Annotated in this window: 18 protein-coding genes; 8 read left to right on the top strand and 10 right to left on the bottom strand. The window is 42.4% G+C overall.

What is annotated here, in order from left to right; genetic code table 11:
• Positions 1-1374 (bottom strand): MATE family efflux transporter, encoded by a 1374-nt coding sequence (locus QSH61_RS21310; RefSeq protein WP_206471860.1) that lies wholly within the window; start codon positions 1372-1374, stop codon positions 1-3.
• 95 nt (positions 1375-1469) lie between these two features.
• Here QSH61_RS21310 and QSH61_RS21305 point away from each other — a divergent pair, with 95 nt between their 5' ends.
• Together QSH61_RS21305 and QSH61_RS21300 are read left to right on the top strand one after the other, a co-directional pair.
• The gene (locus QSH61_RS21305) at positions 1470-2342 is read left to right on the top strand and encodes a LysR family transcriptional regulator (RefSeq protein WP_102058172.1); all 873 of its coding nucleotides are present in this window, start codon (positions 1470-1472) and stop codon (positions 2340-2342) included.
• A gap of 213 nt (positions 2343-2555) precedes the next feature.
• Positions 2556-3065: a hypothetical protein gene (locus QSH61_RS21300; protein ID WP_206471859.1), complete on the top strand. Its 510-nt coding sequence runs from the start codon at positions 2556-2558 to the stop codon at positions 3063-3065.
• Positions 3066-3127: 62 nt separating this feature from the next.
• On the opposite strand, the gene QSH61_RS21295 is transcribed toward QSH61_RS21300, so the two are convergent.
• Positions 3128-3364 carry a helix-hairpin-helix domain-containing protein gene (locus QSH61_RS21295; RefSeq protein WP_010605577.1) on the bottom strand — a complete coding sequence of 79 codons (237 nt, stop codon included), beginning with the start codon at positions 3362-3364 and terminating at the stop codon, positions 3128-3130.
• A gap of 37 nt (positions 3365-3401) precedes the next feature.
• Positions 3402-3821 (bottom strand): nuclear transport factor 2 family protein, encoded by a 420-nt coding sequence (locus QSH61_RS21290; protein ID WP_010605576.1) that lies wholly within the window; start codon positions 3819-3821, stop codon positions 3402-3404.
• 615 nt (positions 3822-4436) lie between these two features.
• Between QSH61_RS21290 and QSH61_RS21285 the strand changes: the two genes are divergently transcribed.
• The gene (locus QSH61_RS21285) at positions 4437-4928 is read left to right on the top strand and encodes a GNAT family N-acetyltransferase (RefSeq protein ID WP_029215811.1); all 492 of its coding nucleotides are present in this window, start codon (positions 4437-4439) and stop codon (positions 4926-4928) included.
• 85 nt (positions 4929-5013) lie between these two features.
• On the opposite strand, the gene QSH61_RS21280 is transcribed toward QSH61_RS21285, so the two are convergent.
• The gene (locus tag QSH61_RS21280; RefSeq protein ID WP_206473713.1) at positions 5014-5769 is read right to left on the bottom strand and encodes a DeoR/GlpR family DNA-binding transcription regulator; all 756 of its coding nucleotides are present in this window, start codon (positions 5767-5769) and stop codon (positions 5014-5016) included.
• A 144-nt stretch (positions 5770-5913) separates the two neighbouring features.
• On the opposite strand from QSH61_RS21280, the gene QSH61_RS21275 reads away from it, so the two are divergent.
• Complete coding sequence (locus tag QSH61_RS21275; RefSeq protein ID WP_206473715.1) at positions 5914-6561, top strand: HAD-IA family hydrolase; 648 nt, start codon at positions 5914-5916, stop codon at positions 6559-6561.
• A complete protein-coding gene (locus tag QSH61_RS21270) occupies positions 6558-6845 on the top strand; it encodes a hypothetical protein (protein WP_019647463.1) in 288 nt (95 codons plus the stop codon). The genes QSH61_RS21275 and QSH61_RS21270 overlap by 4 nt, the downstream gene beginning before the upstream one ends.
• A gap of 214 nt (positions 6846-7059) precedes the next feature.
• Here QSH61_RS21270 and QSH61_RS21265 read toward each other — a convergent pair whose 3' ends face one another.
• The 6 genes from QSH61_RS21265 to QSH61_RS21240 form a co-directional block, all read right to left on the bottom strand.
• Entirely contained in the window at positions 7060-7530 is a 471-nt protein-coding gene (locus QSH61_RS21265) for an RES family NAD+ phosphorylase (protein WP_206473717.1), read from the bottom strand.
• Positions 7530-7982, bottom strand: coding sequence for an Xre family toxin-antitoxin system antitoxin (locus QSH61_RS21260; protein WP_010376128.1), 453 nt, complete (start codon positions 7980-7982; stop codon positions 7530-7532). Before QSH61_RS21260 ends, QSH61_RS21265 begins: the two co-directional genes overlap by 1 nt.
• A 388-nt stretch (positions 7983-8370) precedes the next feature.
• A complete protein-coding gene (locus QSH61_RS21255; RefSeq protein ID WP_206473718.1) occupies positions 8371-11532 on the bottom strand; it encodes an EAL domain-containing protein in 3162 nt (1053 codons plus the stop codon).
• Positions 11529-12479 (bottom strand): cytochrome-c peroxidase, encoded by a 951-nt coding sequence (locus QSH61_RS21250; protein WP_206473719.1) that lies wholly within the window; start codon positions 12477-12479, stop codon positions 11529-11531. The genes QSH61_RS21255 and QSH61_RS21250 overlap by 4 nt, the downstream gene beginning before the upstream one ends.
• 102 nt (positions 12480-12581) lie before the next feature.
• On the bottom strand, positions 12582-13154 hold the full coding sequence (locus QSH61_RS21245; RefSeq protein ID WP_206473720.1) for an NAD(P)H-dependent oxidoreductase: 573 nt from the start codon (positions 13152-13154) through the stop codon (positions 12582-12584).
• Positions 13155-13481: 327 nt separating this feature from the next.
• Positions 13482-13841: a MerR family transcriptional regulator gene (locus QSH61_RS21240; RefSeq protein ID WP_102058166.1), complete on the bottom strand. Its 360-nt coding sequence runs from the start codon at positions 13839-13841 to the stop codon at positions 13482-13484.
• Between the two features lie 112 nt (positions 13842-13953).
• Here QSH61_RS21240 and QSH61_RS21235 point away from each other — a divergent pair, with 112 nt between their 5' ends.
• The 3 genes from QSH61_RS21235 to QSH61_RS21225 all read left to right on the top strand — a co-directional run bounded on the left by QSH61_RS21235 (position 13954) and on the right by QSH61_RS21225 (position 15504).
• Positions 13954-14589, top strand: coding sequence for a glutathione S-transferase family protein (locus tag QSH61_RS21235; RefSeq protein WP_102058165.1), 636 nt, complete (start codon positions 13954-13956; stop codon positions 14587-14589).
• A 25-nt stretch (positions 14590-14614) separates the two neighbouring features.
• Complete coding sequence (locus QSH61_RS21230) at positions 14615-14983, top strand: nuclear transport factor 2 family protein (protein WP_010605566.1); 369 nt, start codon at positions 14615-14617, stop codon at positions 14981-14983.
• Positions 14984-15129: 146 nt separating this feature from the next.
• Positions 15130-15504: a PH domain-containing protein gene (locus tag QSH61_RS21225; protein ID WP_010605565.1), complete on the top strand. Its 375-nt coding sequence runs from the start codon at positions 15130-15132 to the stop codon at positions 15502-15504.
• The last annotated feature ends 89 nt before the right edge of the window (positions 15505-15593 follow it).

The following is a 15593-nucleotide window of genomic DNA, read 5'->3' as shown; positions in this document are numbered from 1 at the left end:
CTAAGCGCACAGCTTATCACCTGACGTAGCTTCCATATCTGCATGCTTTAACTGATATAAATCACGCCAAAGCAGAGGGATGATAATAACGGTTAACGTGATGTTTGAGATAGGCACCGCAAGCCACACCCCATCAACACCAAACCAGAAGGGCAATAAATATAAAAACGGCAATTGCACCAACATGTTTCCAAGTGAAATAACCAACGCTTTACCGCCTTTACCTACCGCAACAAAGTACATCGAGGTAAGAAATATAAAACCATCCAAGAATAACGTGGATAGATGCAGCTGCAAACCACGCTCGGCCGCGTTGAGCAAAGCAAAATCCTCACTGAAGAGCCCAAGTACATCCTTCGGAAACAGATAAAACATAGTTACCATCATCACACCAAAACCCAAGCTCACTTTGAGCGCCAGCTTAAACATAGTGTGAATGCGCTGGTAAAGGCCTGCTCCATAATAATAACTGATAGGCGGCTGGACACCATTCGCTACGCCTTCTGCGATAAAATAGTAAATAACGCCAAGGTAACCAACCACAGCGAAGGCCGCCACCTCAACTTCACTGGCAAATATCAGCAACTGCTTGTTATGTAACGCAACGATAAAGCCAAAATACAAAAACATCACCAATCCTGCTGCGCCTTGCTTTAGTATTTCTAGGGCTAGGGGCTGATTAAACGCACCTTTGGGTTTATTTTCTTCACCAGAAGTGAGTAAAAAGTAGAGCGCTGCAAGTGCGACTATCCCTTGTGAAATCAGCGTAGCAAGTGCAGCACCGGGAAGTTGCCATTGCATTTCCACAATCATAAAATAATCGAGCACTATGTTGCCGAGCGCCCCTACAATCAGCAAAGCCGTTGCCATTTCTGGTTTACCATTGTTTCTTAGTAGTAACGGCAACGCACCTGCCGCAATGGTAACCCCAGCTCCCCAGTTCAATACCTGCAAATAGGCCAAACTGGAATGTAAAAGCTCACCCGATGCACCTTGAAGCTCAAGCAAAGTAGGTCCGAATAATACAAGGACAGTCATTGCAACCACAGTCAAGATAGCGATGAGCCAAAAGCTAGTGCCCATCAGCTGCTGCACATCGGTATTGTCGCCAGCGCCACGATAAATCGACAGCAAACTGCCAGATCCCATCCCGATTAAAACGCCAAAACCAATAATGATCCCTATAATGGGCCAAGCAAGGTTTACAGCAGCCAACCCCTGAGCACCAAGGTAGTGACCAATAAAAATACCATCGACGATTTGGTACAATCCATTGACCATCATTGCGACAACGGCAGGGATGGTATAACGCCAAAAAGTGCGGGTAACGTTGGTGTCTTTTGTGGGGGTTTTGCTCGCTGAATCTAACAGCATGATGAAATCCTTAAGCAAGAAAAAACCGTTATTATCCTTGTAATTGAGATTGGTAAAAGTTAGTATCCATCCGAAATTCGGATAGGTTAATCATTATGCATTGGACACTCGATCAACTTGAAGCCTTTGTTACCGCCGTCAGGTTGGGGTCATTTTCAGCTGCAGCAAGACACTTGGGGAAGGCACAATCTCGGGTCAGCACCGCAATTGCCAATTTGGAAGCCGATCTAGGTTTTGCACTTTTTGACCGCTCCGCCAGACTGCCAGTGTTAAATCAAGCTGGCCTCGATCTGTTTAAAGAAGCTGAAGCGGTGCTCATGCAGTGTCAGCGCCTGCAATCAAGAGCCAATTCTCTTAATAGTGGCGAAGAGGTGTCTCTCACTGTTGCCATGGATGAAGCAGTGCCCATCATCGCATTTGAATCATTGTTTGAACGATTAGCTCAGCAATTTCCGCTATTAAAATTAGCCATTATTAATGGCTCTCAAGACGACATTGCACAATGGGTGAGCGCAAAAAGGGCAGAAATAGGCATTTTATTTCACCAAAAACCATTGCCAGAATCGCTGGATTTCACCTCAATTAGCAGCTTTAAACAAATCTTGATCTGCTCCCCTCACCACCCGCTGGCACAACATTCTGCTCCAAGCATTGAGGAGCTAAACCAACATCGGCAGCTCGTTATACGTGACCGCATTGGTAATACTCAGTCACAAGCCATATCTACAAGCCACTGGCATATTGACAGTTACTATTACATCATGGGTTTAGCTATTAGAGGGGTTGGTTGGGCATTAGTACCTGAACATGTTGTCAACACGCCATGGTACATGAACGAACTGGTCGAGCTATCAACCGAACATATTCCTAACCCGCTGGTCGTGGAAATGGGTATCGTGCAACGCAGAGATCAAAGCAAAGGGCCTATCGTGCGATGGCTATACAACGAAACAGCAAGCTTATTTTGACTAAACGTACACTGTCAATTTAAAGCCATATTGGCTCTGCATAGGCTGGTATTTTTTCTACACTGGTGGTTAAATTAACCTGTTTTGGATAAATTACCTTTTAGCAAACGCCAGTAACAAAAGTTCACATTTACATAGTAGAGTGGAATTAATACTGAGAACAAATATAGGAGCACGTAGTCTTAGCATTTAAGACCGCAGTTAGGATACATTATGTTTGATAAAAATACGCTTATTGAAGCTTACGAAAACGTTTTAATTACACTTATTAAAAAGCGCATCAACGAACTAAAATTTTATGTAAATCAAAGCGCTTATTCTCATATGTCGTTATCTGTTGAGTTTTGGCATTACGATGTAAATTGGAATATCTATAGCCTGCCAGAAAGCCGTTTTGAACAACATAAAAACGTTGCCTCAGACGAGTTTATCATCTTATCTGACTTTGAAGAAGACTGCGCAGAAGTCAGTAAACTGAGAGACATTTTCGAGAGCTGGGAAGATATAGAACTCGCTGAAGACGAGGACGAGAATATGGACCTGTTGTTCAAGCTTTCTCATGAAGCACTCGCCAAGGCGCTATGCGGAAACGCAGTAAAACCACTATTGTTAGACATCTTTGCTGAAAATAAGGCATTAAAAAACAAACCGCTTAACGAGCTTATCAAAGTAGAAGATCCGGACGGACGTTTCGACCTCAACTTTGTAGAAACTGTTGCTTAGTAAGCCTAGATAATATGTTTACCAGACTACTTTAAATAAGCCCCGTAAAGGGGCTTTACACGCTAGTTCATCTTACGTGCTTTCGTGATTGCAGCTTGAATGGCAGCTTTGGCCTGCGGGCTGTTTTTCCAACAAGTTGTTTGCAACATAGAAGCGACCCGCTCAGCTATTTCTTCAACTTCATAAGTCGCAAGTTCGCTCAAACTGCAAATACCGATTTCTTCAAAACGCTTTATCACCGTTGGGCCGACTCCCTTGAGTGCGAGTAAGGTATTTTTTTCACTTTCAGAGAAAACCATAATTCAGCTATCCTTTTCTTTATCAAAACGCTCAACATTAGCGCGATAATATTGAAATTCTATCACTATCTTGGCTTGAGAAGTCTGGATCAACATAAATATGCATTCTTGTGATCAAGTTATCAGAGAATTCGAACACACTACAAAAACGGCCAGATGAAATTTGATTATCAGGCCAGTGCGTACCATCACGCATCACACCGCCTTCGCGCCCTTCAACAACAACAGTTTTTCCAGACACAATGAAATTAAAATGCGCAATATCGTGCCAAATGCTGTTGAGTGAGCTGCCAATTTTATCGCCAAACTCAAGTAATGCTTGCTTACCAACAGCGTCACCAAACTTTGGAAAAAAGAAAGTCACTTCATCATGAAATAGGTCTAAATAGCTTGAATCTCCAACATCAATCTTTTTAAAGTACTCAGTCACCAATTCAATTAAGGTATTTTTATCCATCGTTTTTTCTTCCTAATCCTTTGCAATTAATTTGTAATCTCACTCTCTTTATTAGGGCAAACAAAATAAAAACAATATAGGTAACCTGAACTTAGATATTTTAGTAACTTAACTAACCTGAGGTTTGGATAAGGAATGTTCCAACTCATTGTTGCTAAAGCACAACTTAGTTTTCTCCTTATCTAGCCAGAGAGTTTTAGGGAAAACACCGCTTCCACGTCCTGCTCTCGCTAAGGTACCTACATCCTGTAGGCAAGGCGAATTTACGCACCAATAGCTGGCTATTGGAAGTGAATTCAACGCAGTTAGCGCTAAAACTGGCTGCTAGAAAGGCATTAATTATCCGCAGCTCAGGTTAACTAACTTCTTATCCCGAGTTCAGGTTAGGTAATCTCAGTTGAAGAATTTGCGGTGCAAGGCTTGAAGTTAGTATTGTGCATTCCTCGTCTAAAATAATTAACGTTATTTAATGCAATCAAAATACGCAAAATAAAGTCCGATGACGACAATCAACCCCAGCTTACTTTTCTCTACACAAAGCACGCATTGTATACCTCGAAAGGGAATGGTAACTTATTGATGAATTTACGTTTAAATTTATTGAAAGAGAGCTCAATGTTCAAACTAAGACCGTTCCAAGCCAATGATGTTGACAATATGGTCGTGATTTTGAACGATCCCGATGTCGTTCGGTATTTATCAACAAAAATTCCGCAACCTTACACCGAGCAAGATGCCATGTGGTGGGTAAATGAAGGCAGTAAACAAGGCTATGTTCGGGCGATTTGCGATGGTCAGCAGCTTATCGGCTGTATAGGTGTTAACCCTGGCGGGTTTGAATATGAGCGTTCTGGTGAAATAGGCTATTGGCTCGCAAAAAGCCATTGGCGTAAAGGAATTACTCATAAAGCCATTTTACACATTACGTCAGAGGTATTTAACGAGACCAATATTGAACGGATCTTTGCCGCAGTATTTGACGACAATCATGCATCAATGAAGCTACTAGAGAAGTCAGGTTTTGAGCAAGAAGCGGTGTTAAAACGCGCCATATTCAAAAATGAACGTTTCTATAACAATCATATTTTTACCTTATTAAAACCTTAGATATGTAGCTGTTTAGCTCGACCGTAAGTCGGCTACCCTAGCTGCTAAGTAGCCGATATAAACTTGTTAACCTAATGCAACTAACCTAGACCAAAGTAAGCGCTATCTCTAGCGACTCAATCTGCTTTTTTAAGCTTGGATTGATTTCTTCATCGGTAATAATTGCGTCAATTTCGTTAGCTGTAACAATCTGATAAGTAGCGACTTTATCTAGTTTATGACTCGGTCCCATAATCACAGTGTGGTCGCTCTGACGAATAGTAGCAGAAAGGATCTCCGCTTCTTCTATATAGCTCGCGCTAAAACCGTGGTGAATATGGAACGAGCAAATCCCCATAAAAACAATATCAAAACGGATCCGTTTCACCATTTCGATCGCCGTCATGCCTACCACCCGCATTGCTGGTTTAAACATAGGACCGCCTAATACAATCACATCCACCAGCGAATGATAGGCCAACTCTTTGGCGATCAGTGGACAACCCGTAACCACAGTCAACGGCATATTTTTAGGTAAGTGTTGTGCTAAATAACGGCACGTCTCGCCAGAATCAATCACTATCGTTTGTCCAGGCACGAGCATCGCTAAGGCAGGTTCAATATAACGAATTTTACTGGTATCGGGTTTATCTAAACGCTCGATATAGTCAGGAGTATTATCCTGCAGCGCTAAAGCGCCACCATGAACACGCCGCAGGAGCTTAAGCTCAGCCAGTTTGTTTAAATCCCGACGGATTGTGTCTTCGCTCACATCAAGTGTTTGCGCTAAGGACACTGAGGTGATCCGCCCTTGTAAATTAAGCTGATCGAGAATGAATTGATGACGTTCTGCCAATAGCATTGCATGTTCCTGCATGTTTTTGCGTAATTTTACTTGAAAAAGATCGAGATACAAGCGTATTATTTGCACACACATGCATGATAAAGCCGGTTTAATATCAATAAACGCCTGTTTATGCATGAAACATTATCATAAGGAGTAAAAATGGCACTTAATTCACTCAACCTGAACCATTATCAGGGATTGATATTCGATATGGATGGCACACTTGTTGATTCTGAAGTTGCAGTACGACAGGCCGTCGCGCCTTGGTGTGAGAAACATCATGTCAATTTGGAAATGGTATTAACAACGGGCCGAGGAGCACGTTTCAAAGACTTTATAGAACAATTTACTCCGCATTTAGATAGCCTGCATGAAGTCGAGCTGTTGGAACAAGCTGAAGCCAACCTTGCCCATACCGTAGCAGCCATTCCTGGAGCTAAATCGTTTTTAAGCGAAATAAAAGCACAGCAACGCAAATGGGCCATTGCAACTTCTGCAAATCGCCACAATGCAATTGCACGACTCACCACAGCAGGTTTACCTATTCCTAAAATATTAATTACCGCAGATGATGTTGGGCAAGGTAAGCCTCACCCTGAGCCATTTTTATTGGCGGCCAAACGATTGGGAGTGGCAGCCTCTAAATGTCTTGCATTTGAAGACTCAGATCAAGGGGTAAGATCCGCACTTAGCGCAGGCTGTGACGTAGTCGTGGTTAACCGTTTTTGCACAATTCACCACGACCATATTGTTGCCCGTATCAATCACTATCAGGATATCTACTTATCAGAGGAAGTAAGCGAATGAAAACATGGCTGACAGGCTTTTATCAAACGAAAGATACCTACTGGGATTTCGCCGGTGTATTCTTCGGCGGTATCGGTTTTATCGCATTATTCGGCCAGCTACTCAGCGAACTTGAGCGCCAAGGCCCAACCAACTTGTCCTTTACGTTTTTAATCGGGTATGTGTTGGTGTTTAGTTTTTGGCTGATGTATGGGCTGAGATTTCAGCGAATGGCAATCATTGTTACCAATGTACTTTGCCTACTTTTACAGATCTTAATTTTACTAACTGCAATTTTGCGTTGAGTAGTTGGCAAAGGAGAGAACCTTTCAATAAAAAGGGGGGGTGGGTGAGTGCCTACCCAAGAAATCACCGATAAAATGTTTAAAAATGGTGAATAAGAAATATAGGATACATTTTGATATCAGCGACTGAGGGCTAGATTACCTTATTACCTCACAAAGCTAGCTTATTAATACTTGTATTGACTAAACTATTCTTTTGGCAAGTTTTACGTGACTATTTAAAAATTCGAGGATCAAATCCAGACTCAAGTTTCTCATGGTTTTTAAAACTTGCTTTCATTGCAGGGTGATTCGGGTTAACAACATAGTTTTTATCTCTTGGTGAAATGGTTGATGGAACCTGTAGGGCAGCGTATTGAGGCTTTACTGCATTTAGAAACTCATCACCAATTTCCTGTGTTTCTTCACCTGCAGGAATGCTTCTCCAAGTTTTAGGTAAATCCTCTTCGTCAAGCTTTACAATAAGTTCATCAGGCACCTCTATACAGTAAAGATCGTATTGATCTACTATCTTTGGATCATTATTTACATGCACAAATACTTCTAGAGAGCACAGCGACTCTGATTCAGCGAAATACAAAGATTCTGTTCCCTTAGAGTTCCATCTACCGCCATATAGCTTCGCACCTTCGGGACTAAAAGGCGTGTCCGCAAACTTTTTTTGAGTTAAACGGTAAAGCTTCATTATGAGAAAACCCCGTGTTTAATTCTTCCTATAAGATCCTTTACAATCTCAAAGTCCACCGTAGTTGACACCATATCGAGCGGTCTCTTGCCACTCAATCCATAGACATTTTCACGAATCCATTCTAATGCTCTTTTCTCATCATTGAATAACTCGGTAGCTAACTTGATTAACATAGCCAACCTATAAATCGCGTCGCTTTCTTGGGTGCTAAAGCGTTCTTCATTTTTAAGTCGGCGCTTGATAGTGCTAACAGGTATATGAGTTACGGTGTGAAATTCATTTTGAGAAAGCTTTGTCATTTCTATAATATTGCGATACACCTTTGGCTTGAACCCCTGATGTACCGCTTCTGTCCGCGCTATATTTGCGTCTTCAATTCCAAGACTAATCCAAAAGTTTGTTTTGCTACTACGCTTGGGCTTGAAGCTTTTTAGTTGGGCTGTAGCCATCCTACCTCTCTCATTTTTTCGGCTCATATGACCTAATCATATGAGCTCAAATGAGCTGAACATGCAAACGATAAATTACACCGAACTGTATTAAGTAATCCAAAGTGATGTATGAGATATCGTACTGATAGCTTATATGGTGCGAGCAAAGAGCATAATTGCTATGAGTTAAAAATAGGCATAGGCGACGTTGTTTGCTTCATTCTCTATGTAGGTTCAAAAGAATGGACGAGAAGTGGATAAATAAAACAGAGGTAGATTATTTATTGCTAGACTTCCGATATAAGGAGAAAAGTCCTGAATGATATGTCTGTAATAACTGAGCAAAAGCTAGCATGTAAGATCAGACACCACGAACCCTCACCAAATACAACCCAAGCCACACACTTCAATCCAACCACAGTTTGGGAGGTATTCGCTCCGATGCAATGGCAAATTGCTCAACCCAGTCGATTAATCCTTCAACCGCCATTGGTTTGGCATAAAAGTATCCTTGTACATACTGACAACCAAGGTCTTTTAAGCAATCTAGTTGTCCTTGTTGCTCTACGCCTTCGGCTATCACTTTGAGCGATAAACTCTCCGCCATCGACAAAATCGCGTTGACCAAAACGGCAGCATCTTGGTTTTGATCTATATCTTGAATAAAACCTCGGTCGATCTTTAATATATTGATGGGGAAGCGTTTAAGATAGCTAAGAGAAGAGTAGCCAGTGCCAAAATCGTCGATTGCTAAGTTGACTCCCGTTGCCCGTAGGCTTTGAAGCCAAGCAGTTACGGCTTTATCATCTTCAAGTAAGATGCTTTCTGTGATTTCAAGCGTTAGATTTTCTGGAAGAAAGCCTGATTGCTGTATGATTTGTTTAATGGTAGTGGCGTTAAAGCCAAGTCGATATTGCTGACTCGAGACATTTACCGTCAAATAACAATTCATGCCAAGTGCTTTATTTAATCTGCGAATATCATTACATGCCTTAGCAAGTAACCACTCACCAAGAGGAGCAATAAGACCGCTTTCTTCAGCGACAGGAATAAATTCAGCAGGAGAAATATACTGGCCGAAATCAGTTGGCCAGCGCATGAGCGCCTCGACACCATATAATTTACCCGACACCGTATCGACAATAGGTTGGTAATGTACGGTTAAGCGCTGATGTTCAAGCGCAGCTCGGAGCAGCTGCTCCAGCTCAACTCGCCGATTCACCTGTTGCTGCATTTCTTGCGCAAAAAAGTGATACTGATTGCGTCCCGCTTCTTTTGCTTTATACATGGCTAAATCGGCAAGTCGTAATAACTCTTTTTGATCTTTTGCATCACTTGGTAAAATCGCGATCCCGATGCTTGCCCCCGTAAATACCTCAAAGCCGTTGATCACAAATGGTTCGCTCAGTGCTTTGACAATTTTATCGGCTACTTGAGCAGCATGATCCGGATGCGCAATTTGGCTCAATAACAATACAAATTCATCTCCACCAAAGCGGCTCAAGGTATCGCTTTTACGCAGCAGGCCGTTTAAGCGCTTAGCTACGGAGATAAGTAAGGCATCTCCGGCCTCGTGACCCATGGTGTCATTGACACGCTTAAACCTATCTAAATCAATAAATAACACTGCACTTTGATGATGAGTACGGCTCATGCGTTTAATATCTTGCTCAATGCGCTCAAGTAATAGCGTTCTATTCGGCAGTCCGGTCAACACATCGTAATAGGCTTGATATTCAATCTGCTCTTCTTGCGCTTTGCGCTCGGTCATATCAGACAATATAGCAACGTATTGCTGCACCAGCCCTTTGTCATCATGCACGACACTGATTGCTAGCCACTCTGGATATAAAGTACCGTCTTTACGCTTGTTCCAGATCTCACTTGCCCACTGTCCGTGCGAGTTGAGGGTGCTCCACATCTGCTCATAAAAATGTTTGTCATGCTTACCTGAACTTAAAATATTAGGTCGTTGACCGAGCACTTCATGTTCTTCGTATCCAGTAATTTTGGTGAAAGCTGGATTGACCGCGGTGATCTCAAGTTTTGCGTTGGTGGTCATGATCCCTTCTTGCGTTGCATTAAATACCGCCGCTGCGGTTTTAAGCTGTGCACTTGCGCTTTTTTGTGCAGTGATATCTTCTTTGATCGCAATAAAGTTAATGATTTCCCCTTGCTGGTTTTTAATCGGGGAAATAGACGCGTACTCCCAATAGTAATCTCCAGACTTACGGCGATTGTAAAACTCACCACGCCAGACTTTGCCTTGTTTGATGGTTTGCCACAGCGTTTTGTAGTCGGTAAATCCTTGTTTGGAGCCTAGTACTTTGGGTGTTTGTCCTTTCACATCCTCAAGTGAATACCCAGTAACTTGTTCAAACTTAGGGTTAACGTATTCAATGCGAGCACGAGGATCGGTGATCACAATAGAAGAGGGGCTTTGCTCAATGGCATGGCCCCACTTGCGAAGCTCTTCTTCCGCTTGTTTAAAAAGGGAAACATTAACACTCACAAACACTTGGCCATTGTTGTGTGTATTCGTTTGTTTTACCTGTAACCAAGCGCCAGATTCGGTTTGATGCAAATTGGCGTCGGAGTTAAAAATTTCTCCAAACTGCTGCTGCCACTCTTCTAACTTGCGTGGCATTTTTTCGCTATCGGCAATTGCAAAATGATTACGCCAAGCACTGTTACAGAGCAGCAAATTGCCACTGCGACTAAAAAGAGCAAAGCCTTCGGTTAAACGCGCAACGGCATCAGACAAAGTTTGGCTGGTGCTCAGAATTTTATTTTTGGCCACATAAAGCCGATTTGCAAACACAATCAAGAGCAAAAATAGCACAATGGTCAGCAGTAAAAGCAATTCACTTTGATGCTTGGTTTTTTCTATGGTTTCACTGTGATGCTGGCTATATGCCGCGTAAAGGGCTGAAAAAGCTTGATCACTCGGCAAAGACAAAAAGCGTTGTTTTGCCTTTTTTAATTCTGCACTGTTAGCAAGCGCGACGTTAAAATGCTGATAGATAAGCTGCTCTAAGCCACTTTCAGAGTTGATGGTCAGTAAAGGCTCTGCGACAAATTCATAGAGCTGACCCAACATTAAATTAGCAAGCATTCTATTGGCGTGGGTTGCCAGTTCGGGCTCACTCTGCTCCAGCTCGATTAGCAACTCGGGGAGATAAAGCAGGCTATTTTTAATATTTGCCGCCGCAGTTTTAATGGACTCGACTTGCAATACTTTATTACTGAGTAACCGACGATAAGCATCAAATTGCTGTCGAATGTCAGGCGTGGCTTCTGCAAATAATGCATCTCGCTGTGGTGTATTCAAAGCATCAATTGCATGCGCTAATTGCGCTAACTCATCATATTGATTGAGCTGTGCACTAAGCATTTGTAACACAGCGGCATCCAGTTTGGCATCAATACTTTTGGCTTCAAAGAGCAGGGTAACTCGTGCTTGGTGTGTTTGACTGCTGAGCTCTTGCTGCGAGTAAAAATACGCAAAAAGCGCAATTGGCGCGCACAGCAGTAACGCTTGCACACCAATGAAGGCCTTATTCTTCATTCGTGGTTTTCCAAATCCATTTCGTGGTGATGTCCTGCTAGGCTGTCAATAAAGGCAACTAGCTTGTTAATATCGGAGTCTGAGATATTGCGGCCAAGTTGGTATTTGGCCATGGTCGCAACGGCGGCTTCTAGGCTGCTATGACTAGCATCGTGAAAAAAGTATGCTTGTTTGCTAGCAAGTCGCAAGCTCGGTACTTTGAACACAAAACGATCTTGCTCATTGCCAGTGACGTTAAAACGACCATAATCCGCTTTTTGAATTGGTGTATTTCTATCGCCAAAATAATCACCAAAGGTGCCCATTTTGGCAAACATATTGCCACCAACATTGCGTCCTTGATGACAACTAATGCAACCATACCGTTTAAATAACTCATAACCGGCAATAGCCGACTTAGGTAATCCTATGCTGTTATCCTTAAGCCATAAATCAAACGGTGCATTAAGCGTGATTAACGACCCTTCAAAAGTCGCTATTGCGTCTTTTACCGTGTGTTTCGTTACGCCCTGCGAGTACACTTTAGTAAATTGCGCGACCAGCGTTTTATCTTGATTTAACTTGGCAACGACTTCTGGCCAAGTCATATCATGCTCTTTTGGGTTTAAGATAGGTGAGTCGATTTGATCATAAAGCGATTGCGCACGGCCATCCCAAGCTTGACGAATATTTAAAGCCGCATTGTAAACAGTTGGAGTTTTTAGCTCACCGAGTGCGCCATTAACGCCACTGGAAAGGGGCTTTACATCCGCGCCATGACTGGGTAATTGGTGACATGACGCACAGCTGACTTGGTTTCCTCGGGAAAGCCGCTTATCAAAAAAAAGTGATCTGCCCAAGCTGACTTTATCGGCATCAAGCCCTATTGCAGGCTCAAGTGGCAGAATTGGCTCATTTGTAGCTCCCAATAATGGAAACGCAAAAAGTAATAAACTCCAAATTCGCATACACTCCGCCCAAGTTGCCATCTTGGTGTAAAAGATAGCAACATTCGGCATTGCAAATTTTGATTTAAAATAAGCTTAGCAATAGAAGTTATGTGTTTTTATTCACTCACCCCGCACGGCTAGACTTGTCACTTCACTCAGCCAGTTATCAATTACCTCAGGAGTTGCTAAGTGCGCAGGGCCAAATAGCGTATGTTGAGTTGGCTCTATACCACAAAATCCTAGTGTCCCATGTTCTAGTTGAGCCATAAGCCCAGCAGCAACTTCTTCCAAATAAGTTTGCGGCGTGTCTGAGGTGAGAATGACTCTTGCGGTTTTATGCGGTAGAAGCTTTTCAATTTCAGTGCCGGCCTCACTGTATTTAAAAGCAAAGCCTGGAAGTAATGCTCTATCTATTAGCCCTTTGAGCTTGGCTGGTAACGCCAACCACCAAATTGGGCTTACTATCACAATGTGCTGCGCCCACAGTAAGTTCTCTTGGAATTGCTTAAGGCATGGCTCTAATGGTTGGCTCGCTTCATAACCATACATCAAATTGATTTCAAAGTGCATCTCACTAAGCTCCATTCTGCGTACTTGATGTTGGGTGTTTGCAGCTTGCTCATAACTTGTGGTGATAGCGTGGCACAGGCCTTTGGTTTTGGGGTTACCGTTTAGTAGCAGTATTTTTTTCATCGTCGTTTCCTTATCACATGACTGAGAAACGAGTGTACTGTCTCCCCTTAACGGGAGAGTCAAGTTATTCTACCTGAGACTAGGATAACCTGAGCTGCGGATAATTAATGCCTTTCTAGCAGCCAGTTTTAGCGCTAACTGCGTTAAATTTACTTCCAATAGCCAGCTATTGGTGCGTAAATTCGCCTTGCCTACAGGATGTAGGTACCTTAGCGAGAGCAGGACGCGGAAGCGGTGTTTTCCCTAAATCTTGCTGGCTAGACAAGGAAAAAACTAAGTTGTGCTTTAGCAACAATGAGTTGGAACATTCCTTATCCAAACCTCAGGTTAGGATAGTTTTATCTGTGGACATTCATCAAGTGATGCGATGCAATGTTCAATACGTTGTATTTTTTGCTGAAGCTGCGCAACTTGCTCTATGCAGGATGCTTTGAGTTCGACTAAAAATGTGTTGATTTCGACCCAGTTGACTTGCCGCCCTTTAATTTCAATCACTTGCTGTAATTGCTTAATCGACACACCGAGCGATTTTGCTTCTTTTATTAATAACAGCAGATCGACATCTACTTGAGAATAGACGCGATATTTACCAACACGCTCCGGGGTAGGAATAAGCCCTTTCTCTTCATAAAAGCGAATGGCCTTGACTGACAGCCCAGTTTGCTTCGACAGCTTGCCAATATACATTTTTGATTCTCCCAGCTAAAAGCAAAATAACGGTTTACAGCCTCCATAAAAGTTGCAACCATCTAATACCAATTGCACGCTAACAAAAAGTATCGTCAAGGAATAGCAAAAGATGTATCAGTTGTTTTACTACCCTCGTAATGCCAGTTGGGCACCACATCTCGTACTTGAGCACCTACAACTAGAAAAAGAACTGCTCTTGGTCGATAGAAAAACGCAACAACAAAAGTCTGCGACCTATTTAGAACTCAATCCTACAGGACGGATCCCGACATTGGTCGACGGTGACCAAATCATCTTCGAGAGTGCAGCAATTTGTTTGCATTTATGCGAAAAGCACCCTGAAGGAAAACTTATCCCAGCGCCAGCAACCCCACAGAGAGCCACGTTTTATCAGTGGCTTTTTTATTTAACCACGACGGTTCAGCCAGAACTCATGTTGTATTTCTATCCTGAAAAATATCAGCTGTCACCAGAGAGCAGCAAGACCATGTCTCAAGCCGCTGAGCAACGAGTCAGCGACATGTTTGCACTTATCGACAAGCAGTTAGCAACAAACACCTACTTAGTTGGTGAACATCTCACGCTTTGTGATTATTATTTATTTATGCTGGCCCATTGGGCAAGTGGGTTTAATACTGCGCCAAAAGACTATGCACATTTGGGCCGATTTATGCGAATGATGGCACAGCAAAAAGTGGTAAAAAGAGTGTGCGAAATTGAACAAACCGATCTAAATTTTTATTAGCATCCATTACACCAAGGAGGAAAAAATGGAAACCTTAGTGAAAAACTATATCTCTGCCTACAATCATTTTGATATTCCGGGAATGCTAGCTCAGCTCACGGATGATGTCGTGTTTGAGAATCTTGCCAATGGTGAAATTACAACGCGTACAACCAGTAAAATGGAATTTGCAGAATTAGCAAATCAGTCTGCTAAGTTATTTTCAGAACGCAATCAATCTTTAACCGCTGCCACGCAAGACAATGATCTGTTTATTGTTCATGTAACCTACAAAGCTAAATTAGCCCAAGACTTAGCCAATGGCATGAAAGCAGGACAAAGCATCTCCTTGCAAGGCCGCTCAGAGTTTGCGTTCCGCGATGGCAAAATTTGTTTAATAAGAGATATAAGCTAACTCCTTACTCCAAACTCAGGTTATTTATTTGGCAAAATCAGCGCGCTTTTCTATGCTGGTTTTGCACTTTCATCATTAATTCATTTCGACCTAAGCACTATCTTGAGATCAGCCTAAGACGAATTGAAATAAAACGGAGAACAACAATGGGACTATTAAGTGGTCTGCTCGGTAATGCAAGCGAAGTAGACAGTAGCGAAGTAGATAAGTTATTAGCAGATACATTAATTGCTGGAGAAGAAGTTGCACAAGCTTACAAGGTGATCCGCGACTTGTTTATTTTTACCAACAAGCGTCTAATTTTAATCGACAAGCAAGGCATGACGGGCAGCAAAGTAGAAATGCTCAGCATTCCGTATAGCAAAATCACAAAATACAGCAAAGAATCTGCGGGTCACTTCGACCTTGATGCCGAATTAAAAATCTGGATTGGCTCAGACCCAACACCAATTAGTAAAGAATTTAAAGCGGGCGACAATATCAACCAAGTATATCAGATCATTTCACAATATTGTTTATAGCCGCGCTTGCTGTAAAAAGGCACATGCGTGTTGTGCCTTTCTTTTCAGTAAGTAAATTAAGTTGGTTTTCGTTCTGCACGCAGGCAAAA

This window comes from Pseudoalteromonas sp. JC3 (assembly GCF_030291895.1).
GTDB lineage: Bacteria > Pseudomonadota > Gammaproteobacteria > Enterobacterales > Alteromonadaceae > Pseudoalteromonas.
The sequence above is the reverse complement of the archived record's forward strand: the minus strand, read 5'-3'. Positions and strand labels throughout refer to the sequence as shown.